This is a genomic window from Paenibacillus sp. FSL H8-0259 (assembly GCF_037963255.1).
Taxonomy (GTDB): Bacteria; Bacillota; Bacilli; order Paenibacillales; family Paenibacillaceae; genus Paenibacillus_AQ; species Paenibacillus_AQ phytohabitans.
This window is the reverse complement of record NZ_CP150147.1, coordinates 2,832,350-2,855,806: the sequence shown is the minus strand read 5'-3', so window position 1 is coordinate 2,855,806 and position 23,457 is coordinate 2,832,350. Positions and strand designations below refer to the sequence as shown.

Here is a 23,457-nt window from a genome sequence, read left to right as displayed (position 1 = left end):
CGGAACCAGGGGCATTTCTGCTCCTCATTTACTCACCCAGCCCACTCCAGGCGGAATCAGAGACATTTCTGCTCCTCATTTCCCCCTTCTCCCCAGCGAATACAAAAAGAAACCGCCCCTTAAGCGTCGGGGGGCCAGCCCGCCCGCTCTTTAAGGAACGATTTCTTTGTGCGTTTATTATTGCGCTTATTATTGCGACTCTTAAACGACTCCATGGACCCGATTTGTCTCCAACCCGCAATACAATAAAAAAGGATACAGCCGCGGAGGATCGATAGGGAGGATTGCGGCCGTGCCCTTTGCTGCTATCTTACGCAAATTTGCAGAGATTGTTTCATTATTATTTCAAATTTGAGAGTATCGCCCCGAGTATGAGTCCGGTCTCCAGGGCCATATCCTCAAAATCAGCCGCAGGCAGCGGATTCTTGCCTATGCCCAGCTCTACCGTGAATCCCGGCTTGCGGAAGCGCTGGATGAACCAGTCCTTGTATCCGGCATCGCTGCCGGTCAGCTCGACGGCCCGGTAGCCGCTCACCGCCGCAAGCCCCGCTGCCCACCGCTTACTCTCCGGCGGCTCGTAGCCCCGGTAGTTCCAGTAAATCTCTGCACCCTGGCTGTGCAGGGATACGGCCGCATCGCCGGGAATCCGCTCGGTCAGAGCCGACAGCGCCGCTGCCTCCGGCTCACAGAGCGGCGCATGCCCGCTGTAATCCCGCGGAGCCGGACCGGGAACCTGCCGCCGGTCGCGTTCCTCTTCCCAGTGGGCAGGGAACTGATCGCCAAGATCCACGCCGCGGATGTTGGCCTTCCAGTGGCGGAAGCTGCGCCTGCCGCTGTTCCATTTCATCAGCGCATCGTAATAAGGATGGTCCGGCAGCACACCTTCCTGCACCAGCTCGACACCATCGGGATTCGCCATCGGCACCGCCCATAGCGTCCAGTCCCGGTGCCAGTCCGCCGGCTGATGGCCATGCCACGCGCTGCCTGAAGCAAAAGCTGCTGCGTATTCTTCAATGAAGCGCATCAGTGCAGGCGCTGTCAGCCATTCGTTTGCATGCAGCGCGCCATTCACATGCAGATGCCGTGCGCCGCTGCCGATCCGCAGCAGAGTGATTGGCTTGCCGAGCACGCTGGTGCCGATGGCTTCAGTGCTGACAAAAGGATATTTGCCCGCCAGCCTGGCGGTATCCGCCTCCAGGTCAGCCGGTCCGTATTCACCGCGCAGATAGACTTCCTCACGGCGGGCTGCGGCCGGAATCACAAGCACCTTGCCCGGTATGCATATGCGCCCCGAGCTTACTCCCGGATTCAGCATTTCCAGTTCGTCAATTCCCACACCGAACAGGGAAGCGATGCTGTGTGCATCGTCCCCTTCCTGCACCGCATAACGCTTACGCGGAGCAGACGGCAGGAACAGCACCTGCCCCGGATATAAATAAGGCTGGCTTCCAGCCCATGGATTCCCTTGAATGACATGCTCCGGTGTCAGTCCTTGTCTTGCGGCTATACGGCTTACGGTATCTCCCCTGCGGGCAATATATTGCTGCATATGTCTCATCCTCCCGGCCCTCTTGAGCCGCCGTCCCCTCCAGCCTGTCCGGGTCTCTCCGCGAATACAGGCGGGACACAGCCCTAGCCTAGTATATGAGCAGCAGCTCCATGTCATGAAAGATTTGAACATACAAAAAGCCGGGAATCCCGCTCCCGGCTTGTAACATCCGCCCCGTGATGCCTGGGGGTTTGTCCCTATTCAATTCACCACAGAGAGCATCCCAGCCTACATCGAGGATACCTGCCATACTACAGGGGTACGGCTAATCTGCTCGCCAAGCCAGTCCCGGGCGATCCGCTGGAACATCTCTGCATCGCCGCTGCAGAAGAATTGGTGGATCGGGCTTTCATCCCCGCGCGCCAGCTGGCCTTTGTCATACAGAATGGTGCTGATCTCCCGCGCCGTCTCGTCTGCCGAGCTGATCAGCTTGACTCCCGGCCCCATTACTTTACCGATCGGCTCGACCAGGAACGGATAATGGGTACAGCCCAGAATCAGAGTATCAATCGGCTCGTATTTGATGCCGTTCAGCGACTCTGCTACGGCAAGGTGACTCTCCTCCGAGCGGAACAATCCCTGTTCTACAAAGGGGACAAGCGCCGGGCAGGCCTGGCTGACCACCTGCACGAACGGTGACAGCTGCTTCAGCGCCGCCGTATATGCACCGCTTTTGATCGTACCGATGGTACCGATGACGCCGACCTGGCCATTCTTGGAAGCGCTGATGGCTGCGCGGGCACCGGGGTGAATGACTCCGATCACAGGAATGGCTACCTTGGCGGAGATATAATCAAGAGCTGCCGCTGTTGCCGTATTGCAGGCAATAACAATCATTTTAGGATTAAATTGAATTAAGTAGTCCACGATTTGTTCAGTGAACAATTTCACTTCCTCAGTCGAACGGGGTCCGTACGGAGCTCTCGCCGTATCGCCGAAATAGATGATTTTCTCCCTGGGGAGCTGTCGCATCACTTCCTTGACAACGGTCAATCCTCCCACACCTGAGTCTAATATAGCTATTGCTTGCTGCACGAACACACCGCATCCTTTAACTTGTTTTGTGTAGCTTATGTAAGGCCGGAATAAAGTGTACCAGGATTTCAGCCCCAATTGCAGATAATACCCCATTTACCGGCTTAGTTCAAGTAAGGGATTCATCAGGCACAGCCCCGGGCCGGAACAGGCCCGACCTGGGGAGGGACAGGAACGGCAAAAGCCGCCTCCCGCCAGTCTGCGGAAAGCGGCTCCTCTATTGTTTGGTAAGCTTAGGAAAGCTCGCCTTCACTTTTGCCGTCAACAACCTCTTCAGCTACAGCAATATCCGTGTCTGATTCAGCTTCGATCTCAGCTTCAATGGCTTCCTCTTCCAGCACAGCCTCAGCAATTTCAGCAACTTCATCCGCTTCTGAGGCTTCCACAGCCTCTTCAGCAATTCCGCTTACGGTAGCCGTCTTAGCTTCTTCAACTGTATCTGTGACGGCTTTGCTCCATTCTTTGACTTCACTGACGACCGAAACTACAGCTTCTTTAGCCTTGCCGTAGATCTCTGTAGTCTTCTCACTGGCCTGAACAGCGATTTCCTGGACCTTATCGACTGCTTCCGTCGTTCCTTCGGCAATATCCTTACGGAGCTCCTTACCCGGTTTAGGCGCGAACAGCAATGCTGTCACCGTTCCGACCACACTGCCGGCAAGCACACCCCAGAGCAAGCTTTTGGTATCCTTTTTCATCATCAATCTCTCCTTTGGATTCAAAGTGCCTCTGCCCGGCCGCCCGGGCGATCGCCTAGTTCTGGTATATCATAAGCATAGAGAGTTTGTCCTGTGACTGATCATTTGGAGATTTCCGAAGTTTTCTCCTTTTTGTTCGGTGTGATTGCATAACGGCAGCATTGGCCGCCTTCCGCCATACATTCACTGCGGGTAACCTTCGCATCCAGCAATTCCTCGAACAAATGCTGCTCGCACTGGCAGGCCTTGCGGTACTGGGTAGCGACCTGGCGGATGGGACAGTTAAATTCACGCATCACATATGAACCGTCCTCTTCCTTACTCCATTCCGCCATATACCCTCCGGCATTCTGAATCGCTGACAGCTCGGCAACACGCTGCTCAAGATCGCGGTTCTGCATCATAGGGGTGTACTGGGCAAGCATACGCCGCCTGCGGCCTTCAAAAAGCACATTAACCGCATCCAGCCCGCTCCCGTGATCCAGCTCCCGCAGCAGCTCCAGCGCCAGATTGTGATAGCTTTTGGGAAAATGATCTTCCGCCCGCTCGGTAAGCGAGTATACATGCATAGGACGTCCCATGGCCTGGCGCACCACCTTGGTCTTGGCAAGCGACTCCTGCTCCAGTTGAAGTACATGGCGGCGGACGCCCATTTCGGTAATGCCCAGCTCTTCCGCCAGAGCGCCGATTGTCAGCGGCCCTTTCATCTTCAGCAGCGTCATAATCATCCGCCTTGTCGAACCGCTTTCCTGACCCTTCTTCGCCATAAAGGACCTCCTTTCTGTCTGACTACATACTTTACGTTATGATTACACCGTTACTTCAATTCCCAGCTCCCGGTCCAGATAGCCGCGCACCTCGGAGGCGAACTGTTCCAGCACACCCGGCAGCACCAGCGTCAGCGGATGCAGCGCCTTCCGTTCCCACACATAATAGTCCTGAACCAGAGGCTTGCGCAGGGCTACCAGCGAGGTCAGATCAGGGTAAATCCCGCTGTCACCCAGCACCTTTTCCTCATGAATAATGGAAATAATATCTTCATAGCTCCCGGCATCCCGCATAATGAACCCGTCGATCAGACAGCTGCCCACATCGGTAACCACTTCTACCGCCAGATGCAGGCAGCGTTCCTGTACAAGACCAAGTATCGTACTGCCATCCCAGGAAGATGCCGCGTGCCGGAGACCGTTATTCAGATCAGGGATTTGTTCAAGTATCGTTTCAATTTGCTTACGGTTGACATAATACACAGATGACCCTCCACCCTGCAGTAATTTGTCCTGCCACTCCATAATTGCCGCTACTTCCCGCGTTTGCCCCGGCGCTTCAGCCAGAACAGCATAATGAAGCAAGCCGCCAAAAATACAACCAGATACGTTAACGCTTCCATTGGATACTCAAGCTCACGCATAACCGTCACCGCTTTCCGTACTTAATGGGTTCCAGCCTTGCAGATCATTTGCTGCCTAAATCTCGTAATCCACAGCCACAGAAACATCTTTGACTTCGTTAATGTGGGCGATAACTTCCTTGTGGGCCGGATGAACCTGGTAAGCCTGCAAATCTTCCATGGAGGCTACAACGGTAACCAGGGCAATATCATACGAACGCTCGGAGTGAATCAGATCAGCCCCTACTTCAATAGAGATAAGCTGCGGAATTCTTCCTTCCATGTTGCGTAGAACGGCTACTGTCTCTTGTACTTTGTCCGGGGACCGGTCCTTTAATTTGAAGAATACAATATGCTTGATCATCTATCTCGCTCCCAGCTCTTGATTAATATAAATTTGATTACTAAAAATATATCATAAACAGCAGCATTACTGAAAGAAACTTAGCGCTGCACGAAACGGAGGCATTTGATCTGGACGAAAGCATTGGTGTAATGTTAAAGTCATATACAGCTAAACTAGAAGAATTACCACTTCATTAATTCAGTATATCGGAGGAATTATGCCTAAGAATCAGCAAGAACCACATAAAATTCAGGCCTGGTCTCTGATCAACCGCAAATATCTTGGACAAGGTGTACGTGTCAAAAGATTCCGCCGGCCAAAGCGCAGCCAGATCCGCAACCGCGTTCTGCTGGCCATTCTGATGGCTAAGGACATGAAGCTCTCCAGACTTGCAGAAGAGCTCTCCGTTTCCTCGCGCAGCGTAAGCGCATGGGTGTATGAAGGCCGCATTCCCTCCAGAACCAATCTGGACAAGGTCTGCCGCCTGCTCGGTTATCCGTCCCATATCTTGTTCAATGAAGCTCTTCTGCGGCAGAGTCCGATTGTGTGCCAGCCGACCCCGTCCCGTTTCATGAAAAGAACGATTGCCCGTTCACCGCAAAGCAATGCCATCCTGACCGGACTCTGCATGGTGTATGACTTCTCGGTAACCGATGTCAGCATCTGGATCGGTGTCCATCCCGGCACGTTCCGCAAGTGGCTGCACCAATGCCATCTGCCTACGCTGGCGCTGCAGGAGAAAGCCGAGAATTTCTTCCGGATTCCGCGCCATATCCTGTTCGCCGATTGTGAGCTTCACTAGTGTAACCGCCTGAATAAACATCTGAATAAGGCCCTCCTCCTGTTTGGAGAAGGGCCTCTTGATGGTGCGCTCCTGCACCTGTTTATTTTTTGCGCGCCAGAATGTACCTTAGTATGTATTCATGGGTCCCGCCCTGCGGACTCTCCAGCGGTTCGGTAAATGCACCCGTCTCCAGAATCTCAGTACCGGCAAAATGCCCTCTTAAATCGCCGTCGCTGAAAAAATGGGCATACTTATCTGCCTTATATTCATAAGTGCCCGGTTCAAGCTCCTTCCCACACCCATAATTAGGATCTTCATCGGAGAAGCTGGTGAAATAGAGCAGTCCTCCGGAGCGCACCTGCTCAAGACACGCTTCAATCAGCCTGCGGCGGTCATCCGCCAGGAATAGATGCAGCACGTCATAGCAATACACGGCATCCACCGGATGTTCAAGCTGCAGCTGCAGCGCAGATCCGGCGATAAAGGTTGTCCCGGGATCCCATTCTGCGGCCAGCTCCAGCGCGGCTTCACTTAATTCTATGCCGTAAACGGTAAATTCGGGGGCAAACACTTTGGTGTTCCGCCCGTAACCGGCACCCGGAACCAGGACGGAAGACGCCCCGTCTTCCATAAACCTTTGTTTGGCCCACCCGGCAGTCGGACTGGGCCGGTTCCCCCAGATCATCCCCTCCCGGGCAAACCGCTGACTCCAATACTGTGACATAACGCTTCCTTCTTTCTATCCAGGAAATTGTGATGGTACTTTGGGCTCCCCGCTCCCGTTTCCCTGCTCAGCGGCGCTTACTGCGCATAGCATTCAGCAGCTTCAACCCGGCTTCACCGCTGGAAGTATAATAATCGTACTCTGGAGACTCTTTGGCGTACAAGGCGATTTTGCCTTCAGCATCATAGTGGACTCCCCAGCCGTACTTCTTGGGCAGCATGGAGGCCCGCAGGCAAGGATGATTCTTCGCGAACAGCTCTGCCCAAATCTCCTCCCGGCGTGAATCCCGCTCCTCTTCTGGAATTTCTTTGTGCCGCACATGTACCTGATACAGCAGTTCTTCATGGTTATATTGGTAAGGAGCACCTGCCAGTAGCTGGTATTGAATGACATGAGCGGGCGGAAGCGGCCGTCCCGAGACCGGGATTGTGCCAATTTCTGCCGGGCAATCTTCAGCAACACGGATAAAAGTATCGGTATAGCTCATTTAGAAGCCTCCTTCAGCTGCGGAATATCTTTTTCCTCTATCATAATTCACTCCGCTGCATCAGGCAAAGTCAATGAATACGGCAAAACGGCTGGTCCCCTGTATCCCAGAGAATCAGCCGTCTTGCGGCAGAGCATCTATGAAGTTAACGGTCTACCAGCTGGACTTGGTGATACCGGGAATTTGTCCCTGGAGTGCGAGCTCGCGGAAGACGATCCGGGAAACATGGAATTTGCTTAAGTACCCCCGTGGTCTGCCGGAGACGGTGCACCGGTTTTTTTGACGGGTAGCCGAGGAATCACGGGGCAGCTTCTGCAGCGCCATATAATCTCCCGCCGCTTTCAGCTCTCTGCGTTTGTCCGCATATTTCGCTACCAGCTCCTGCCGCTTCAGTTCCTTGACAACCTTCGATTTCTTAGCCATTGTATGGATCAGCCTCTCTTCTTCTTATTCGTTCAGCGCCGCGCTAAGCGCTTCAAGATTCTGACGCATAACGCCCAAGTAATCCAGATTATTCCTGGTGTCTTCCTCCGTCAGTCCTTCAATCGGATTCAGTACAGCTGTCTTGGCTCCAATTTCCTGGGCAATAGTGTCAGCCACACTGGAGGATACCAGAGTTTCGAAAAAGATCGTTTTTACGTTATTCGCCTTGGCAAATTCTACGATCTCTGCCATTTGAGCAGCGGAAGGCTCCTGCTCCGGTGACAACCCGGCGATAGGCACTTGAGTTAAGCCATATTCACGGGCCAGGTATCCGAAAGCGGCATGCTGGGTAATAAAGTCCCTACGTTTCGTATCCTTCAGCCCGTCTTTGAACTCCTGGTCCAGCTGCTGCAGCTTGGCGATATAGGCTTCGCTATTCATTTTGAAGGCTGCTGCATTCTCAGGCGAGGCTGCGGATAAAGCCGCTTCAATCGTGCGGACCTCCTGGATCGCCATAGCCGGGGCGAGCCACACATGCGGATCAAGGCCGCCGTGATCATGGCCATCTCCGGCATGTGCTTCTTCCCCATGTTCGTCCTCGTGGTCATGTTCGTGATCGTGATCAGCCTCGCCGGACACTGTGCCTTCTTCATGGGCATGCTCTTGGTCATGGTCATGTCCCTCTTCCTCTTCCGTTCCTTCCATGATTTCCAGCCCTTTACTCGCTTCAATGGTAATCAGTTTGCTGCCGGAAGCCCCGTCCACAACCTGCTGCGCCCAGCCTTCCATACCGGCTCCGTTATAGACAAGCACATCCGCATCGGAAATCTCAGCCATATCCTTAGCGGTCGGCTCCCAGTCATGCGGCTCGGTGCCGGCCGGAATCAGGACTTCCACATCCGCAAGCTCACCGGTAATATTCTTCGTGAATTCATACATCGGATAGAAGCTGACCTTAATATTCAGCTTGTCCGCCGCAGGTACGGTTGTAACTGCAGCCGCAGAGGACGGTGCGTTAGCAGGGCTGCCGGTAGAAGCAGCATTACCTGCAGTATTGTTTCCGCAGCCGGAGACAATTAGCATAGCGGTGAGAGACAAGACAGCAAGGTGGCGGATTTTGAATTTGGACTTTGATTTGGAATTTATCATATTTTTCGGAGACCTCTTTTCTTAAATGGTAGTAGATTTATGAATGTTGCGGCGGTTTTTCAAGGTAATCAGCCGTTGCACAGCAATGGCAATTAGCAAAAATACGAGCAGAATAAGTGCAATCGTGCCTCCGGGAGGCGTGTTGATATAATACGAAGCCGTTAAGCCGCTAAACACGCCGGTCAAGCCGACAGCGACTGAAATCAGAATGGCTGTGGTAAAACCGGACGCAACCCGCAGCGCAATGGATGCCGGGAGCACAATAAGAGCGGATACCAGCAGCACACCTACAACAGGCATGGCTGCGGCAACGGTCATGCCGGTAAGAACAGCGAACGAGAAGGACAGTAATCCGGTATGGACTCCGCCGATGCTGGCGGTTTCCTCGTCAAATGTCAGGTTGTACAGCGGCCGGCGCAGCACAATGAAGTAGACAAGTCCGGCAGCGGCCACGATGGCAATCAGCTTAAGCTGGGTATCACTCACGGCAACGATGGAGCCGAACAGGTAGGAGCTGAAGCTCTTGGTCAGGTTCTGCTTCAGGCTCATCAGCACGACGGCCAGCGCCAGGCCGGAGGTCATAATGATAGCTACCGGAAGCTCACTGTATGTACGGTAAGAACGGTGCAGCTGCTCGATAACCAGCCCTCCGGCTACGGCCACAGCGAAACCGCTGATGGCCGGGTTCCACTGCAGGACTGAACCCAGGGCCACACCTGCAAGTGAGACATGGGACAGGGTGTCCGCCATCAGCACCTGCCTGCGCAGCATCAGATATACGCCAAGCAGCGGACCAATAATGCCAATCAGGCCTCCTGCCCAAAATGCACGCTGCATGAATTCGTAACCAAGCATGTCCAGCCCTCCTGTTCCTGCCGTTCCAGGCTGATCACCGTATCCAGATAGGATCTTGTCTCTTCCAGGCCATGTGTAACCATAATGACGGTGCGGCCATGCTGGCTGACATAATGCCGCATCAGCTTGTAGAAGCCGCTGCGGCTGGCAGTATCCATGCCGGTTGCCGGCTCATCCAGCACCAGCACCTGCGGCTGCTGGGCCAGCGCCCGGGCGATGCAGATCCGCTGCTTCTGCCCGCCGGACAACTCGCCGATTCTGCGGTTGCGGTACTCCCACATATCGACCTGACGCAGGCTGCTCTCCACCAGCGCTTCCTGTTCCTTCGTGAAGCGGCGGAACAATCCCAGCCTGGAGTAGCAGCCGGAACGGACCAGCTCGATGACCTTGCTGGGGAATCCGGCATTGAAGGAGGCAACTTGCTGCGGCACATAGCCGATCACAAGCCCGCCCCCGACGGTAAGCTCCTTGTTCAGGGAGACCGTTCCGCTCCAGGGCTTCAGCAGGCCCAGCATAAGCTTGAGCAGCGTTGTCTTCGCCGCTCCGTTGGGGCCGGTGATCCCGATGAACTGCCCGGCTTCAATATCCAGCGACAAGCGGTCAATGACCGGCTCGTTCCCGTAGCCGAACACAACATCCCGCATGGATGACAAAATCATAGCGTATCGTCTTCCCTTCTTCATTCAACTTCAGACGGAGCTGATGCACCGGCAAAGTCTATTAACATTAGCAGATAATGAATTTATTCGTAATAATTACGTTTTGACTCCATTGATATTATCGTAATAATTACGATCTGTAAACCCAAAACCGAAAATTAATCGTAAACAAACTGATTAACACCGTAATCTAGGCAGCAAAAAGCCGGAACCGACAGTCCCGATTCCGGCTCTTCCGCGAAATTAGATGCTCTTCTTGCATACCACCGTAACTCCAGATGCCTGTCTTGTATTCCACCCGGATATAAATCCCCTGTATCACCCGAGTTCAATTCTTAAACCCTAACCTTCCGCCCGCTGCACGCTCCTCCTCAGCCCTCTATTCCTGCCCGGCAGCAAGCAGCTCGTCTGCCGGCCATGGCAGCGGATTGTTGAACTCATTCCAGTCCAGCTGCATTTCTTCCGCGCTCAGCAGGCAGCGGTCCAGCCGGGCTTCGATGTCTGCACGGTTCATGCTGACGCCGATGAACACGATCTCGTTCAGCCGGTCGCCCCACTGCCCGTCCCACTTCGCCTTCACATCCGGCTCGGCGGCCAGCACCTCCTGCTGCTGGTCCTCCGGCATCGTCGCCAGCCAATAACCGGCCGGACCGAACTGAATGGACGGTCCCGCCTGGCTGACGGTTGCGGCCAGATCCCCGCGCGCGGCCAGCCATACCAGACCTTTGGCCCGGACTACCTCGGCCGGCCAGTTGCTGAAGAAGAAGCTCAGCCGTTGCGGATGGAACGGCGTTCTGCGCCGGTAGACAAAGGAGGTGATGCCGTATTCTTCCGTCTCCGGTGTATGCTCCTCCTTGCCGAGCTCCGCGATCCAGCCGGAGGACAGACTGGTCTGCTCGAAATCAAACAGACCCGTATTCAGGATCTCTGAAGGGTCGACCTCCGCATTAACCGTACGGATGATCTTCGCGCGCGGTTGAAGCCTGCGCAGCACAGCCTCCAGCTTGTTCAGCTCCTGCTCGTCCACGAGATCGCATTTGTTCAGCAGCAGCACATCGCAGGTCTCAATCTGGTCAATCAGCAGATCAACGATATCCCGGAAGTCGCCATCGCCCGCAGTCATATTGCGGTCAAGCAGACTGTCCCCCGATGCAAAATCATGCCAGAAACGGTTGGCATCGACTACCGTAACCATCGTGTCCAGTCTGGCAAGCTCAGTAAGATCAATATCCAGCTCCGGGTTCGCATAGGTGAAGGTCTGGGCTACCGGAACCGGCTCGCTGATGCCGGAAGACTCGATCAGAATATAATCGAAACGCCCTTCCGACGCGAGATTATTCACTTCCCGCAGCAGATCATCGCGAAGCGTGCAGCAGATGCAGCCATTGGACATTTCCACCAGCTTCTCCTCTGTCCGGGAGAGGGTATTGCCGGATTTTACCAGGCCCGCATCCACGTTCACTTCACTCATATCATTCACAATGACCGCTACCTTCAGGCCATCGCGGTTATGCAGAATGTGATTCAGGAGTGTGGTTTTGCCGGAACCGAGGTATCCGCTGAGTACAGTAACAGGAATTCTCTTCATTGATTTACTCCTTACACAAATTTAGTTTAGGACAGCAGCGCACCCGCCGCCCGTCTATCAGAACTTCTTCCTTCCCAAGGTACGGCTCAGCATGCTTAGCGGGTCTCACGGTGCAGCGTTACACGCTTCAGGCGCGGGCAGTATTTCTTCATCTCAAGCCGTCCGGGCGTGGTTCTCTTATTCTTCGTAGTGGTGTAGTTGCGGTCGCCAGTCTCTGTGCAGGCCAAGGTAACGATTACTCTCACTGAATTCAACTCCCTCTTATTTAATCGTAATTATTACGATTTACACATTCTACATGGTCCGCCTGTCCGCTGTCAACTGGTGATCCGCAAAATTTCAACTCTCTTAGAATTGTGGTCTTTCCTGCGGAGGAATTACGTATAGATGGAATTACAAGTGAAAACGGCTTGGCCTCCTTCAAGAGCGGGGCCGTTTCAGCAGGAAACAGACGGTTGCTCTGGTGAGATGCATCGAAGGTTGTATTACAAAGAAAATATGATTCTTGCAATTCCAAGAACGAAGCGGGAGAGTGAGCCATGAAGATACCTGTGATCATACTGAGCGGATTTCTGGGGAGCGGAAAAACTACTCTGCTGTTAAGTCTGCTGAAGGAGAGCAAGCGGCGGGGGCTGAATCCCGGCGTAGTCATGAATGAGCTGGGGAAAAAGGATGTCGACGGCTATATTCTGCAGGAGAATACCGGCACTAGTGTGGAAAAGCTGCTGGACGGCTGTGTATGCTGCAGCCGCAAGGAAGAGCTGCCGCGCAGCCTGGCCGCCCTGCTGGCGCGCCGTCCGGATATCATCTACATCGAGCTTACCGGCGTAGCGGACCCCGATGAAATTGCCAAATCGCTGCTGGAGATGCCTTTAGCAGACCGGCTGAAGCTGCACTTTACCATCACGCTGCTCGACGCCGAGAATGCGCTGGACTATAACAGCCGCTTCTCCGCCGATAAACAGCTGGTCCGCACTCTGCGCAAGCAGCTCACGGTGGCCGATCTGATTATCGTGAACAAAAGCGATCTGGTCGAACCGGAAACCCTATGGAAAATCGAGAAAATGGTCTATAAGCAAAACTCTGAATCTGAGATTGTTTTTACCCATTACAGCCAGATTAATCTGGCCCCGCTGCTGGCAGGCATCGCCGCCCGTGAACTGCGGAGGCCTGCGCCGCAGCGCGGACCGGGTACTATAAACGGCACATCGCTTAAACGAACCAGTCCTGGCTACGGGGGGAGCGCGACTGCTGTGCAGGAGCCCGAGTCCGGCCCAAGCACCTCCTACTCGCAGGTAGCGGCAGTTACGCTGACCGTTCCGCAGGGGGGAAACGGAAGTATCCGCCGGGAGCAGCTGGAGCTTTTTTTCCGGGAATGGGGAGACAGTCTGCTTAGAGCCAAAGGTCATGTCCAGCTTGCGGAGCAGGATTCCGTACAGCTCGTGCAATATGCGGGACACCGCACAACCTGGGAAGCCTCGCGTTATCCGGGCCAGCCTTACATTGTGTGCATCGGCCTGAATTTGGACGAGAGGGCGGTCAGCCGCCGCTGGGCAGCCTTGTTCAGCTAATATCAGGCGCGGGAAGGAGCCTATGAAGCCTTTGACAACCTTTTCTCCGTTCAAAATACTGCCGCTGCTCATTCCCGCTGCCTTCCTGCTCACGATTTGCATTCTCTGGCTCCCCAGTCATCCGGAGCTGCTTAACAACGGGTATGTGGACACCTTCAAAACAGCGTTTCTCGGCATTCTGCTCGAAGCCCTGCCGTTCGTGCTCCTGGGTGCGCTACTCTCCTCACTGCTCCGCGTCTTTGTTCCGGACGAGATGATCTCACGCTGGATTCCGCGCCATCCGGTTCCGGCTATTCTATTCGGCTGCCTGCTCGGGATCATCTTCCCCGTCTGCGAATGCGGGATGATTCCGCTTGTCCGCCGGTTAATGCACAAAGGCATGCCGCTCTACGTCGCCATCGTCTTCATTCTATCTGGTCCGATCCTGAATCCGGTCGTCTACGGGGCCACCCTGACGGCTTTCCGTTCCCATCCGGAACTGGCCTATGCGCGGATGGGACTGGCTTTTGCCGTAGCCGCCCTAATCGGCCTTGTCATCTATGCCACCGTCCGCAAATCACCGCTGCGTCTATCCATCCCCCGCGAGGGCGGCGAGGAGCATCACCGCACTACCCGCGGCGGGCGTTTAGTCGCAGTCTTTGTGCATACGTCGGATGAGTTTTTTGAAATGGGCAAATATCTGATCATCGGCTGTCTGTTAACCGCCGGTATCCAAACCTTCATGAATCACGGCAGCCTGGCCGCTATCGGAGAGCGCCCGCTGGGCTCCTACCTGTTCATGATGGGGCTGGCCTTTGTACTCTCGCTCTGCTCCACCTCAGATGCCTTCGTCGCCTCTACCTTCCTGCATTCCTTCCCGGCCGGATCATTGCTGGCGTTCATGGTGCTGGGCCCGATGCTCGACTTCAAAAACTCACTGATGCTGCTGTCGCTGTTCAAAACCAGATTCGCGCTTTATCTGTTCTTCCTGATTGTCTCGGCCGTCTTCACCGGCTCGGTGCTGGCTTCACTCTGGCTTTAGCACCCTCACAAACTCAGCATATGCTTCCGATGCAGTTTGTCCGCAGAAACTCAGGGAGCAACCCTCACAAACTCTTAGGAGGTTCCGTATGAATAACGCCCGGAGCATCCGGTTTCACTATTTACTGAGGGCGGTTATTCTGCTCGCCTTCGCCCTCTATATCGGACATCTGGTCCAGCAGGACGCGCTTCATTATTACGTTGCCCCCAAGCTGGCCCGCTGGATCAGACTGTGTCCGGTTCCGCTCTCCCTGATGGCGCTGAGCCTCGGGCTTCAAGCCGTCCTTGGCAAAAGCAGTGTCCTGTGCGACTGTGAGCACCGCCTCCCCCGTTCCGGGCTGGGCAGCTCCGCACTGTACAGCCTGTTCCTGCTTCCGCTGCTGCTAGGGTTTCTCCTGCCTGACCGCGCACTGGGCAGTGCTGCAGCGGCCAGAAAAGGCCTCACCCTGTCTTATACAGCTTCAGAGTCCGGCAGCGGCGCGAAGTTCACTCCCTCTAACCCCTATGAGGCGGAATTTGCCGAGCTGGCCGGCAAGCTGTACGGACAGTCCGTTATTCCTGTATACCCGGAGATTTTCTCCGAGACCCTGGGCGCAATCAACCTGTATAAATCACAGTTTGAGGGCAGGGAAATCTCGGTATCCGGCTTCCTCTACCGCGAGCCGCAGGGTGCGGGCCAGTCCAGCTATGCGGTCAGCCGGTTCCTCGTCCAGTGCTGCACGGCGGATGCCACTCCGTTCGGTATTCTGCTGAAGCCGGGAACACAAATAAGCCTGCCCGCCGATACCTGGATTGAGGTTCGGGGCAAGCTTCATGTGGTGCTCTATCAGGGAGTGGAGACACTGCAGATTACTCCGGAAGTCCTAACCGCAGTTCCTGAGCCGTCCACACCTTATGTATACACTAGTGCCGACGCCGCAGCGGCCTGGGAGGAGCTGCAGCCTTGAGTGCCAGCTTAGATCACCGCATCCAGCGCATCATCGTCATCAATGGATGAACCGGGATTTACGACCTCAATGAGAAGCCGGGCCGGAATACAGATAATCTGCTGTTTGGGCCTGGAGATGAACCCCATATCCAGCGCAATGGTCAGGGGAGCATCCGAGTAAGTCATCTGTATCCCATAGTCGAACACCTTCAGGGTATTGTGACCGAACTTGGTACGGATGTCTATAATCTGTTCTTCCTTGGTCAGGGTTACCGTCTTGTACGCCTTGCCGTTCACTGTAATAACAGCCTTCAGATCTCCCTGTGCATAATGCTCATTGTGATTCGAGAACCACTTATAGCCGTAAATGGAACCGGCGGCAAGCAATACGACCAGGATCATGATGAAATCGCCACGTTTCATGGTTTTCAATGCCGTAACCCTCTCGCTGACTCTTTTATAATCGTAAAAATTACGATCCCTATAAATAATAGTTTAGCCAGGGGAAGATTGTCAACGTCTGCCCAGCCGCTTCAGCAAACTCCGCAGCCACCAGGTAATTCCGGCATAGATCAGCAGTACAATGGCCAGTGTCAGCATCCGCTCCCGGAACGATCCGTCAGCCAGCAGCACCGGCCCCAGCCCATATAGCGTTGTCAGCCCATAGAGTATGGCAAATAAAATATAGATGATCCATCTCATTCCTGTTTGCTCCTCCTCAAGGCTCTGCCTGCTAATTCCGGAGATTAATCGACCATTCCCGCAGAACCCTGTCCAGCTCTTCCACCCGGATCGGCTTGGAGATAAAGTCCTGCATCCCTGCTCGAAGGCACATTTCCTTATCTTCCTTCCGGGCAAAGGCGGTAACCGCAATAATAACCGGAGATAATCCCATCGCCTCGCGGATCCGCCCTGTAGCCTCAATACCATCCAGCACCGGCATCTGAATATCCATAAACACCAGATCATAATGACGTGTGAGCACAGCGTGAACCGCCTGCTCCCCGTTCAGGGCCACATCCGAGGTATAGCCGCGCTTATTCAAATACTTCTGCAGCAGGTGCAGATTCACCGGATGATCCTCGGCAATAAGGATCGACAGCGGACCATATTGCCCCTCCGGATAATCCATATCAAAAATTCCGTTCTTATACTCTTCAGCTGCAAGGATCTCCAGGGGCAACGGAGGCCCCGCAACCTCACCAGACGGCATAACCTCAATCGTGAAATAGAACTCCGAGCCCTCATCTTCGGTACTGTCCACACCGATCGCACCATCCAGCAGCTCGACCAGCTTCTTGCTTATGGCCAGCCCCAGTCCGGTTCCGCCGTATTTGCGGTTAATGGAAGGATGCAGCTGGGAGAACGACTGGAACAACAGGCTCTGGCTGTCCTGCGGAATTCCAATACCGGTATCTGTCACCGAGAATCTGAGAATCATTGACCCGGGTTCCCGTACAGGTTCCAGCTTCACGGAAATACCGACTTCCCCTTCTTCCGTGAATTTCACCGCATTGCCGACCAGATTCACGAGGATTTGCCGCAGCCGGATTTCATCCGTTATTACAAGACCGGGAATCTCCGGGTCTGCTTCGCTGCGCAGGGTCAGCCCTTTTTCTTTGACCCGCGGATAAAAGAGTTCACATACATTCTGAATCACTTGCCGGACATCGACCGGCTGCAGATCCAGCGTCATCATACCGGATTCAATCTTGCTGAAATCCAGCACCTCATTCAGAATATGCAGCAGTGCTCCGCCGCTTTTATTAATAATCTGCGTGTAGTATTCCTGCTCTTCCGTAAGCTCTGTCCCCGAGAGCAGATCAGCCATGCCAATAATCCCATTCATCGGAGTGCGCAGCTCGTGGCTCATAATGGCCAGGAATTCTGATTTGGCCCGGTCGGCCTGCTCCGCTGATTCCTTGGCACGCACAACCGCCTTCTCCTCGGTAATGTCACGGAATACCACTACCGCACCCTTGCGTTCCCCGTTATCATATAATGCCGTCATGCGGTATTTAACGAGGAAGCTGGAACCGTCCTGTCTCCAGAAAATCCCTTCCTGCTCCCGCTCATAGGAGAGATTAGTCGTAAGCAGCTCTGCGAGGGTCCTATGCCCTCCGCGGTAGAGTTCCCCGTCCATCCAGGTCTGGGCGATCGTCTGCAGCTTGATATTGCTGGCCAGCTCCCCGGGAGCGTAACCCAGCATAATGGAAGCCGCCGGATTAATAAAGACCGTATCCCCCTGCAGATTGATGCCAAAGATCCCTTCCGAAACCGAATTCAATATCAGCGCATGCTCATAACTGAGCTTCTCAATCTGTTCCAGATGCCGTTTGCGTTCGGTGATATCGCTCGTGATCGCAAACACGCCTACCACCTGGCTGTCCAGCAGAATAGGTACATAAATCATGCCAACCTCAACCGTCTGCCCGTCACGGCGGATGATCCGGGTCTCAAAGGTCTGGGCCATCCCCCCGGCAGCGGCAAGAAAACGGTTATTCACAAATGCCAGCTCATCCGCATCAATAATCTCACTGTAGCTTGAATGCAGCAGTGTTTCACGGGAATAGCCGGTGAGCTGCTGCAGACTGGCATTCAGCGACTGGATGCAGCCCTGCAGATCCATTGCACTGATCGCGGACGGATTATATTCGAACAGCGACTTGTACCGGTTCTCGCTTTCCAGCAGCTTCAGTTCATATTGCTTGCGCTCAGAGATATTCCGGGTAACCCCAATCATCTCTGTAATTCCCGGGGTTCCCGTCTCCGTATGCCGCAGCGTAGTCTCCACCCACAGATAAGAGCCGTCCTTGCACAGATAACGGAAGACGATAGGCTCCAGCTTCAAGCCCTTCTTACTGTCGTCCAGAAAAGCCTGCACACAGGCAAAATCGTCAGGATGGATATAATCCATCCCATTCGTGCCGACCATTTCTTCCGGAGTATATCCGAACATCTGCTGGCAGACCGGAGAAGCATACAGATATGTCGCCTGTTCATCTGTCGCATTGCGTGAGATAAAGTCCTGAGAATTCTCCGAGATCAGGCGGTAATTCCGTTCGCTGTCGCGAAGCTGTTCTTCCATCCGGTGGCGTTCCGTAACATCCTGCACAATGCCGCGGATCTGCTGAACCTTGCCTGTCGCATCAAGGATAACCTCCCAGTGCGCATAGATCACTTTACGCCCGCCGCTGCCATTCCTGATTCTGAAGGTCGCCTCACCTTGGGTGCCTGACTTCAGTGTATGATGCAGCTCCTCACGCAGCGCCCCCAGATCATCCTTCACCACACAATCCAGGAGCAGCTGATAATCAATCCGGGTATGACTGCCCTGGCAGCCGCCCATTTCAAAAATAGCCCGCATCTGGCTGGAAACCGTCAACTCCGCATAGACCGAATTCCATTCCCACGAACCCATCTGCCCAAGCTCCTGCGCAGACGCCAGCATCTCCTCATATTTCTTCCGCTCTGTAACATCACGGGCAATGGTCAGTACCTGCTGCACTTCACCTTCACGGTCCCGCATAACCTGAAACGAGCTTTCAATCCAAATGTAATGGCCGTCTTTATGCCTTGCCCGGCGGGTAAAGACATCGTTGTCCGAGTATAGCTTGCCCTGCTCGGTCATCTCTAGCGCGTCAACTTCATGATAATATTCCGGCCTTTTCCTGCCGATCATCTCACTTGCGGAGTAACCCATCACTTTCTCAACAGAGGGAGAAACATATCGCAAGGTTCCATCCGGATCGGCAAAGGAGATCATGTCCGGAGTATTTTGCGTAATCAGCTTGTAGAGCTGGTGATCCTCCTCAATCTTCTTCTCTGCTACCTTGCGTGCGGTAATATCAGTCATCTCCGCAATCAGCTGCAGGGGCCTGCCTGTCGATTCATCAATAATTAAAAATAGATGCAGCGCCACCCAGATGATCTCCCCATCTTTGCGCACAAACCGTTTCTCTTTATCTACAGCCGCGCCGGGACTGCGCAGCAAATACTTCATAATCACGCCGTGATCCACGGTATGCTCATCCTCCGGATAGGCAATATCCAGATAACGCAGATCCTTAAGTTCATCCTCTGTATATCCGAACATCCCGCAAAAGGCAGGATTGGCCATGAGCATTGTACCATTGTCAATGGATACTACCGCATAGCCTATGGAAGAACGTAAATACAAATGCTTAAAAAGTGTGTCAGACAAAGCTCCGAGCCTCCTCTGTGAAAGTGGGGGACATAAATTATTATCAGTATACCTTTATTTCGGAAAATATGCTCCAGCTCTGAAGTCACACCAATAATCAGGCAATATATTCAATGCGTCAAAAAACCGCCCCGGTCAAATAAATGACGTCAAGGCGGTTGTTATATGATTTTTATAATATTGGATTGTACCTGATATAAGACAGGGCAGGCCTCTATTAGTCCAGCCTCTTGCGCGGCAGCCAGAAGGCACAGAACACGGCAAGGACAAGAGAACAGCCTGCGAGCAGCCATTTATCGTTATCCCATTCGCTATTTATCAGGCCGAATAAATAAAATCGGCCGGTCAGCTTCCCTTTGGTCATGAAATCAAGCAGATACCAGGAGAACCCGGCAATGTATCCGGCAGAGATGTTGCCGATTAAGAGCGCAGCCGTCATTCCCGCTGATCCTATCGCAACTGCGGTAATCACTGTCCCGCCGATCATCGGCCACAGTTCAAAATCAGCACCGCTCCCATGCATCCATGTGAATAAGGCAGTCACCACAAGGAAGATATAGAGAACGGTGAGCAGCCAGCGGAAAAGAAATACCGGATGATGCCTTACCCGCTTGGCATAGAGCACTTCACCAATCCCGCCATCCTCCAGCAGGCCCAGGTGGGGGAAGACAATCAATCCCAGAAAGCTGATCAGCTGTTCCCCCAGCTTCGCAGCCTGAACCCTGTTCATCAGTGCCGGCTCCATGAAGAACGGGACGACAGCCAGAAGCACTGCGGACAGGAGCCATGAATAATGTGCAGTCAGCCTGAGGTTGTACCCGGCCAGCGGGCGGATGATCTGCCGGCTCATCTAAGCGCCTCCGCTGCAGATGCCGCCACACTTCCTTTAGCTGTCTTCCTGCTCAGCGTTTTGGCTGAATCCAGCCGGCTGCGGTTTCTTTCCCATAACCAGGCGGCTCCTGCAGCCAATAATACAGAGAGTATTAAATAGAAGCTACGGTTAAGTGCAATCTCATCCGTCCACTTCCAGTATAACTCGTAGTCATTAGGCGAGTTGAAGCGGATGAACAGCCGGTTCAGCCCATAAGAGCCCAACAACGGCAGTACCGATACGAACCACCAGATAATCTGCAGGGCGATGGGTACGATCCCCCGGCGGAACAGCATCGAGCCGAACATCCCGAAGGCAACGGAAACCCATAACGTCGGCAGTAGCCACCATGCTGTGTATCCAAGGAAGATTACAACAGCCTGTCCCGTCTGGCCGGTAAGCCCCAGTGAATATACGGTCTGCCAGCCGCCGATGACAGCCAGGATGAGGTAGATCAAAGAGAGCATGACACCTTGTGCAATAAACTTCGAACCGACATACACCCAAGGCGAAATCCTGCGGCTGTAAATCAATTCATTCATCCGGCTTGAGCGGTCCCGGAGCAGCAGAAAGGCAGACAGAAAGACCGGAAAGATCCCTGCTGGCAGCGAGAGATAATCACTGAAGTAGCGTGCGGCTCCGGGCAGCAATTCACCTGCATCCACCTTAGCGTTATAGCGGGCAAGATCCGCTTCCTGCGCCTTTATGGCTTCATCAACAGACTCAATGGCAGAACCGAATTCCCCCAGCCCTTGCTGGTATATACTTTTCCCGCCCAATTGATTGTTCACTGACTCAGCGATAGTGTATACCTCATCCATAGTATACTTATCCGGATTCTTCAGAACCTCATCCAGCTGGGAGATCGCTGCAGACAGGGCTGTCTTCTCCTTCTCGCTCAGCTTAACCTTGAATGGAAAACCCAGCCTGATCTTCTGGCTGGTTCCGGCATCCAGATTCCAGCCCATTTCCTTCCTCATTTGTTCGGCCAAATCGCGGGTATCCGCCGGCTGCTTCCAGCCGTAATACGGGTGTTCAATAGTACCTACATTCTGCGGCGTACTTATAACCGGGGAACCCAGCTCGCCCCAGGTTTCCTCCGTAGCATAAGAGGTGAAATAGAAGAACACGCTCGCGATAATAAACAGATAAAAAACCAGGCTGCGCAGCGTCATGCGCATCTCTTTGCCGATCAGTGCCATCATACGAAGGATTCCTCCCTGCGCATGAGATGCAGATAAGCATCTTCAATCGACGGCGCGGTCTGCTGTGCCCCTGCATAAGGCTGTTCATCTGCAAGCACCCGCACCCGCATATTCCTTCCTTCCGGCACAGCAGACAGAACCGGGAACCGGTCGCGGTCCCGTTCCCACTCCACCCGGTCAAGCTCGGCTATCCAGACACGGCCGGCGGCGGCGGCAGTCAAATCGCCTATTCTGCCGTGATAACGCAGGCGCCCCTTATGCAGCACGGTCATCTGCTCACAGGTGGACTCCACGTCTTCGACGACATGCGTGGACAAGAGAACAATTCTGCCTTCGGCAAACCGGCTGAGCAACCGCCGGAAACGGATCCGCTCTTCAGGGTCCAGCCCTGCAGTCGGTTCATCCACGATCAGCAGCTTCGGCTCATGCACCATTGCCTGGGCTACGCCGAGCCGGCGCTTCATTCCCCCGGATAATGCCTTCACCTTCGTACGGCGCTGCTCGGTAAGGTTAACCAGCTCCAGCAGCTTGTCTATTCTCCGCTTCCGCTCTGCACGGCCGGATATGCCCGATAGCAGCGCCAGATAATCCATCGCCTCCACTACCGTCATCCCCGGATAAAAGGCGAATTCCTGCGGCAAATAGCCAACCAGTTCCCGGATCCGGGCCTTATCTTTCAAGGCAACACCACCAATCTCCACCGTTCCAGAGGTAGGCTCCAGCAAGGTGGCAAGCAGACGCATCAGCGTGGTTTTACCTGCTCCGTTAGGTCCGAGCAGGCCGTGAATGCCTTCGCCCACCCGGAAGCTGATATCCTGCAGTGCCTGCTTGTTTCCGTAGGTCTTGGTTAAATGATTAATAATTAGCTCCATCCCAGTCTTCTCCCCCGTTCTTACAATTCCCTGTTCACCCGTCATTCTCCGGACTCCACGACAATTCAAGCTTCTCAATCAGCAGACCTGCTGCGATCAGAAGGAGCGACAGCGCCACGCATAGTTCCTTATCAATCTTTCCAATCGAGATCATCAGGGCAAAAACAGCCGTTAGGATTGTGACACATGATATTGTCATTGCCTTGCGCCTGGCCAGCATCCTGCGGTTATGCAGCACTTTCTCTGCATCACGCTTGTCATATTCCAGCAGACGCGCTTTGCGGTAGACCTCATCCAGAAATAACTGTTCCGGTTCGTTTGACCTCACAATCCCACTCCTCCTTTTCGTAAATCTGCCTAAGCTTCTTGCGCGCCCGGTGCAGCAGCACCTTGAAGCTAACCATATTGCGTCGCATTACTGCTGCCGCCTGCTCATAAGACATCTGTCCCACATCCACCAGATAGACCGCCTGGCAGTAATCCGGCTTCATCTGGCGCAGCCTTCTGCGCCATTCCAGGTCTTCTTCACGGATAATAGCCAGCCGCTCGGGATCGTCTGTTCCCTGTGTATGTACGCAGCCGTATCTCTCGAATCCGCCGCGGTCTGCCGGACCATCACCCTGTGACCTGCGGTCTTCAGGATTATGGCTCTCTTCCGCGGTCAAGGTACGCTGTCTGCTGCGCTTGCGGATGGAGTCAATGCTTTTATTGCGCAGGATCGTGAACAGATAGGTTTGGAAGGATGCACGGTGATCATACTTCTCCGGATACACCAGCAGATAAGCGAAACAATCCTGCGCCAGATCCTCGGCCGTATGATAATCTCCGGTCAAGTGGTACGCAAAACGTACCGCCGGCTTCCTGTACTTACACACCAGCCACTCAAAAGCCTCCAGGCTTCCGTCCCGGAACCTGACCAGTACAGCCTCTTCTTCCGCGGAATTATCCTTCGCTTCCTCTGACTCAGGGTCTTCCGCATGTTCTCTTCCGTTTCCGTTCGTCTTACGCCGCCTCCTCTCCCGCTGAGCCATCTACTGGTTATTCGTTTACCTCCGGCAAAAGGTTACAGTCTGTCCGCAAAAAATAACCCCACTAAGTG

General features: G+C 54.0%; 26 protein-coding genes. 4 read left to right on the top strand and 22 right to left on the bottom strand.

The genetic code is table 11. The features are described from left to right. Positions 1-340: 340 nt before the first annotated feature. The 6 genes from NSU01_RS11945 to NSU01_RS11920 all read right to left on the bottom strand — a co-directional run bounded on the left by NSU01_RS11945 (position 341) and on the right by NSU01_RS11920 (position 5,036). Entirely contained in the window at positions 341-1,549 is a 1,209-nt protein-coding gene (locus NSU01_RS11945) for a M14 family metallopeptidase (RefSeq protein ID WP_076244199.1), read from the bottom strand. 228 nt (positions 1,550-1,777) lie between these two features. After that, positions 1,778-2,584, bottom strand: a complete 807-nt coding sequence (gene racE / locus NSU01_RS11940) for a glutamate racemase (protein ID WP_039308737.1) — start codon at positions 2,582-2,584, stop codon at positions 1,778-1,780. 233 nt (positions 2,585-2,817) lie between these two features. After that, positions 2,818-3,285: a YtxH domain-containing protein gene (locus NSU01_RS11935; RefSeq protein ID WP_081969923.1), complete on the bottom strand. Its 468-nt coding sequence runs from the start codon at positions 3,283-3,285 to the stop codon at positions 2,818-2,820. A 98-nt stretch (positions 3,286-3,383) separates the two neighbouring features. Further along, on the bottom strand, positions 3,384-4,049 hold the full coding sequence (locus tag NSU01_RS11930) for a metalloregulator ArsR/SmtB family transcription factor (RefSeq protein WP_042135667.1): 666 nt from the start codon (positions 4,047-4,049) through the stop codon (positions 3,384-3,386). A 42-nt stretch (positions 4,050-4,091) separates the two neighbouring features. After that, positions 4,092-4,532 carry a HepT-like ribonuclease domain-containing protein gene (locus tag NSU01_RS11925; protein WP_042135666.1) on the bottom strand — a complete coding sequence of 147 codons (441 nt, stop codon included), beginning with the start codon at positions 4,530-4,532 and terminating at the stop codon, positions 4,092-4,094. 216 nt (positions 4,533-4,748) lie between these two features. After that, a complete protein-coding gene (locus tag NSU01_RS11920; protein ID WP_039308729.1) occupies positions 4,749-5,036 on the bottom strand; it encodes a Dabb family protein in 288 nt (95 codons plus the stop codon). A 199-nt stretch (positions 5,037-5,235) separates the two neighbouring features. Between NSU01_RS11920 and NSU01_RS11915 the strand changes: the two genes are divergently transcribed. After that, complete coding sequence (locus NSU01_RS11915) at positions 5,236-5,820, top strand: helix-turn-helix transcriptional regulator (protein ID WP_039308727.1); 585 nt, start codon at positions 5,236-5,238, stop codon at positions 5,818-5,820. 82 nt (positions 5,821-5,902) lie between these two features. On the opposite strand, the gene NSU01_RS11910 is transcribed toward NSU01_RS11915, so the two are convergent. From NSU01_RS11910 to rpmG, 8 genes are all read right to left on the bottom strand, one after another. Then, positions 5,903-6,526 (bottom strand): class I SAM-dependent methyltransferase, encoded by a 624-nt coding sequence (locus tag NSU01_RS11910; RefSeq protein WP_076244197.1) that lies wholly within the window; start codon positions 6,524-6,526, stop codon positions 5,903-5,905. A gap of 67 nt (positions 6,527-6,593) precedes the next feature. Beyond that, positions 6,594-7,013 carry a DUF6157 family protein gene (locus tag NSU01_RS11905; RefSeq protein ID WP_076244195.1) on the bottom strand — a complete coding sequence of 140 codons (420 nt, stop codon included), beginning with the start codon at positions 7,011-7,013 and terminating at the stop codon, positions 6,594-6,596. A 153-nt stretch (positions 7,014-7,166) separates the two neighbouring features. Next, a complete protein-coding gene (gene rpsN, locus NSU01_RS11900) occupies positions 7,167-7,436 on the bottom strand; it encodes a 30S ribosomal protein S14 (RefSeq protein ID WP_039308720.1) in 270 nt (89 codons plus the stop codon). A gap of 24 nt (positions 7,437-7,460) precedes the next feature. Next, complete coding sequence (locus NSU01_RS11895) at positions 7,461-8,585, bottom strand: metal ABC transporter substrate-binding protein (RefSeq protein WP_076244193.1); 1,125 nt, start codon at positions 8,583-8,585, stop codon at positions 7,461-7,463. Between the two features lie 21 nt (positions 8,586-8,606). After that, positions 8,607-9,446, bottom strand: a complete 840-nt coding sequence (locus NSU01_RS11890; RefSeq protein WP_076244191.1) for a metal ABC transporter permease — start codon at positions 9,444-9,446, stop codon at positions 8,607-8,609. Further along, positions 9,392-10,099 carry a metal ABC transporter ATP-binding protein gene (locus NSU01_RS11885; protein ID WP_076244189.1) on the bottom strand — a complete coding sequence of 236 codons (708 nt, stop codon included), beginning with the start codon at positions 10,097-10,099 and terminating at the stop codon, positions 9,392-9,394. The genes NSU01_RS11890 and NSU01_RS11885 overlap by 55 nt, the downstream gene beginning before the upstream one ends. 379 nt (positions 10,100-10,478) lie before the next feature. Then, positions 10,479-11,687 carry a GTP-binding protein gene (locus tag NSU01_RS11880; protein ID WP_042135660.1) on the bottom strand — a complete coding sequence of 403 codons (1,209 nt, stop codon included), beginning with the start codon at positions 11,685-11,687 and terminating at the stop codon, positions 10,479-10,481. 95 nt (positions 11,688-11,782) lie between these two features. After that, positions 11,783-11,932 carry a 50S ribosomal protein L33 gene (rpmG, locus tag NSU01_RS11875; RefSeq protein WP_042135659.1) on the bottom strand — a complete coding sequence of 50 codons (150 nt, stop codon included), beginning with the start codon at positions 11,930-11,932 and terminating at the stop codon, positions 11,783-11,785. A gap of 294 nt (positions 11,933-12,226) precedes the next feature. On the opposite strand from rpmG, the gene NSU01_RS11870 reads away from it, so the two are divergent. From NSU01_RS11870 to NSU01_RS11860, 3 genes are all read left to right on the top strand, one after another. Then, positions 12,227-13,258 (top strand): GTP-binding protein, encoded by a 1,032-nt coding sequence (locus tag NSU01_RS11870; RefSeq protein WP_076244187.1) that lies wholly within the window; start codon positions 12,227-12,229, stop codon positions 13,256-13,258. Between the two features lie 22 nt (positions 13,259-13,280). Further along, on the top strand, positions 13,281-14,279 hold the full coding sequence (locus NSU01_RS11865; protein ID WP_076244185.1) for a permease: 999 nt from the start codon (positions 13,281-13,283) through the stop codon (positions 14,277-14,279). Between the two features lie 88 nt (positions 14,280-14,367). Continuing rightward, complete coding sequence (locus NSU01_RS11860) at positions 14,368-15,225, top strand: TIGR03943 family protein (protein ID WP_042135654.1); 858 nt, start codon at positions 14,368-14,370, stop codon at positions 15,223-15,225. Positions 15,226-15,233: 8 nt separating this feature from the next. Here NSU01_RS11860 and NSU01_RS11855 read toward each other — a convergent pair whose 3' ends face one another. The 8 genes from NSU01_RS11855 to NSU01_RS11820 all read right to left on the bottom strand — a co-directional run bounded on the left by NSU01_RS11855 (position 15,234) and on the right by NSU01_RS11820 (position 23,389). After that, positions 15,234-15,629: a NusG domain II-containing protein gene (locus NSU01_RS11855; protein ID WP_042140998.1), complete on the bottom strand. Its 396-nt coding sequence runs from the start codon at positions 15,627-15,629 to the stop codon at positions 15,234-15,236. Between the two features lie 90 nt (positions 15,630-15,719). Then, positions 15,720-15,908 (bottom strand): hypothetical protein, encoded by a 189-nt coding sequence (locus tag NSU01_RS11850; protein WP_042135652.1) that lies wholly within the window; start codon positions 15,906-15,908, stop codon positions 15,720-15,722. Between the two features lie 31 nt (positions 15,909-15,939). Next, the gene (locus NSU01_RS11845) at positions 15,940-19,410 is read right to left on the bottom strand and encodes a PAS domain S-box protein (RefSeq protein ID WP_076244183.1); all 3,471 of its coding nucleotides are present in this window, start codon (positions 19,408-19,410) and stop codon (positions 15,940-15,942) included. Between the two features lie 217 nt (positions 19,411-19,627). Beyond that, positions 19,628-20,260, bottom strand: coding sequence for a hypothetical protein (locus NSU01_RS11840; RefSeq protein WP_042135648.1), 633 nt, complete (start codon positions 20,258-20,260; stop codon positions 19,628-19,630). Continuing rightward, a complete protein-coding gene (locus tag NSU01_RS11835; protein ID WP_076244181.1) occupies positions 20,257-21,486 on the bottom strand; it encodes an ABC transporter permease in 1,230 nt (409 codons plus the stop codon). The genes NSU01_RS11840 and NSU01_RS11835 overlap by 4 nt, the downstream gene beginning before the upstream one ends. Beyond that, complete coding sequence (locus NSU01_RS11830; RefSeq protein ID WP_231575334.1) at positions 21,483-22,403, bottom strand: ABC transporter ATP-binding protein; 921 nt, start codon at positions 22,401-22,403, stop codon at positions 21,483-21,485. Before NSU01_RS11830 ends, NSU01_RS11835 begins: the two co-directional genes overlap by 4 nt. Next, positions 22,393-22,686: a hypothetical protein gene (locus NSU01_RS11825; protein WP_042135644.1), complete on the bottom strand. Its 294-nt coding sequence runs from the start codon at positions 22,684-22,686 to the stop codon at positions 22,393-22,395. Before NSU01_RS11825 ends, NSU01_RS11830 begins: the two co-directional genes overlap by 11 nt. After that, positions 22,649-23,389 carry an RNA polymerase sigma factor gene (locus NSU01_RS11820; protein WP_076244179.1) on the bottom strand — a complete coding sequence of 247 codons (741 nt, stop codon included), beginning with the start codon at positions 23,387-23,389 and terminating at the stop codon, positions 22,649-22,651. Before NSU01_RS11820 ends, NSU01_RS11825 begins: the two co-directional genes overlap by 38 nt. Between the last annotated feature and the right edge of the window lie 68 nt (positions 23,390-23,457).

What these genes read in the sequence shown, in the direction of transcription:
- NSU01_RS11945 (WP_076244199.1), bottom strand. Translation starts at nt 1,549, where the DNA reads ATGCAGCAATATATTGCCCGCAGGGGAGATACCGTAAGCCGTATAGCC.
- NSU01_RS11935 (WP_081969923.1), bottom strand. Translation starts at nt 3,285, where the DNA reads ATGATGAAAAAGGATACCAAAAGCTTGCTCTGGGGTGTGCTTGCCGGC.
- NSU01_RS11930 (WP_042135667.1), bottom strand. Translation starts at nt 4,049, where the DNA reads ATGGCGAAGAAGGGTCAGGAAAGCGGTTCGACAAGGCGGATGATTATG.
- NSU01_RS11920 (WP_039308729.1), bottom strand. Translation starts at nt 5,036, where the DNA reads ATGATCAAGCATATTGTATTCTTCAAATTAAAGGACCGGTCCCCGGAC.
- NSU01_RS11915 (WP_039308727.1), top strand. Translation starts at nt 5,236, where the DNA reads ATGCCTAAGAATCAGCAAGAACCACATAAAATTCAGGCCTGGTCTCTG.
- NSU01_RS11910 (WP_076244197.1), bottom strand. Translation starts at nt 6,526, where the DNA reads ATGTCACAGTATTGGAGTCAGCGGTTTGCCCGGGAGGGGATGATCTGG.
- NSU01_RS11905 (WP_076244195.1), bottom strand. Translation starts at nt 7,013, where the DNA reads ATGAGCTATACCGATACTTTTATCCGTGTTGCTGAAGATTGCCCGGCA.
- rpsN (WP_039308720.1), bottom strand. Translation starts at nt 7,436, where the DNA reads ATGGCTAAGAAATCGAAGGTTGTCAAGGAACTGAAGCGGCAGGAGCTG.
- NSU01_RS11895 (WP_076244193.1), bottom strand. Translation starts at nt 8,585, where the DNA reads ATGATAAATTCCAAATCAAAGTCCAAATTCAAAATCCGCCACCTTGCT.
- NSU01_RS11885 (WP_076244189.1), bottom strand. Translation starts at nt 10,099, where the DNA reads ATGATTTTGTCATCCATGCGGGATGTTGTGTTCGGCTACGGGAACGAG.
- NSU01_RS11880 (WP_042135660.1), bottom strand. Translation starts at nt 11,687, where the DNA reads ATGAAGAGAATTCCTGTTACTGTACTCAGCGGATACCTCGGTTCCGGC.
- NSU01_RS11870 (WP_076244187.1), top strand. Translation starts at nt 12,227, where the DNA reads ATGAAGATACCTGTGATCATACTGAGCGGATTTCTGGGGAGCGGAAAA.
- NSU01_RS11865 (WP_076244185.1), top strand. Translation starts at nt 13,281, where the DNA reads ATGAAGCCTTTGACAACCTTTTCTCCGTTCAAAATACTGCCGCTGCTC.
- NSU01_RS11860 (WP_042135654.1), top strand. Translation starts at nt 14,368, where the DNA reads ATGAATAACGCCCGGAGCATCCGGTTTCACTATTTACTGAGGGCGGTT.
- NSU01_RS11855 (WP_042140998.1), bottom strand. Translation starts at nt 15,629, where the DNA reads ATGAAACGTGGCGATTTCATCATGATCCTGGTCGTATTGCTTGCCGCC.
- NSU01_RS11850 (WP_042135652.1), bottom strand. Translation starts at nt 15,908, where the DNA reads ATGAGATGGATCATCTATATTTTATTTGCCATACTCTATGGGCTGACA.
- NSU01_RS11840 (WP_042135648.1), bottom strand. Translation starts at nt 20,260, where the DNA reads ATGAGCCGGCAGATCATCCGCCCGCTGGCCGGGTACAACCTCAGGCTG.
- NSU01_RS11835 (WP_076244181.1), bottom strand. Translation starts at nt 21,486, where the DNA reads ATGATGGCACTGATCGGCAAAGAGATGCGCATGACGCTGCGCAGCCTG.
- NSU01_RS11830 (WP_231575334.1), bottom strand. Translation starts at nt 22,403, where the DNA reads ATGACGGGTGAACAGGGAATTGTAAGAACGGGGGAGAAGACTGGGATG.
- NSU01_RS11820 (WP_076244179.1), bottom strand. Translation starts at nt 23,389, where the DNA reads ATGGCTCAGCGGGAGAGGAGGCGGCGTAAGACGAACGGAAACGGAAGA.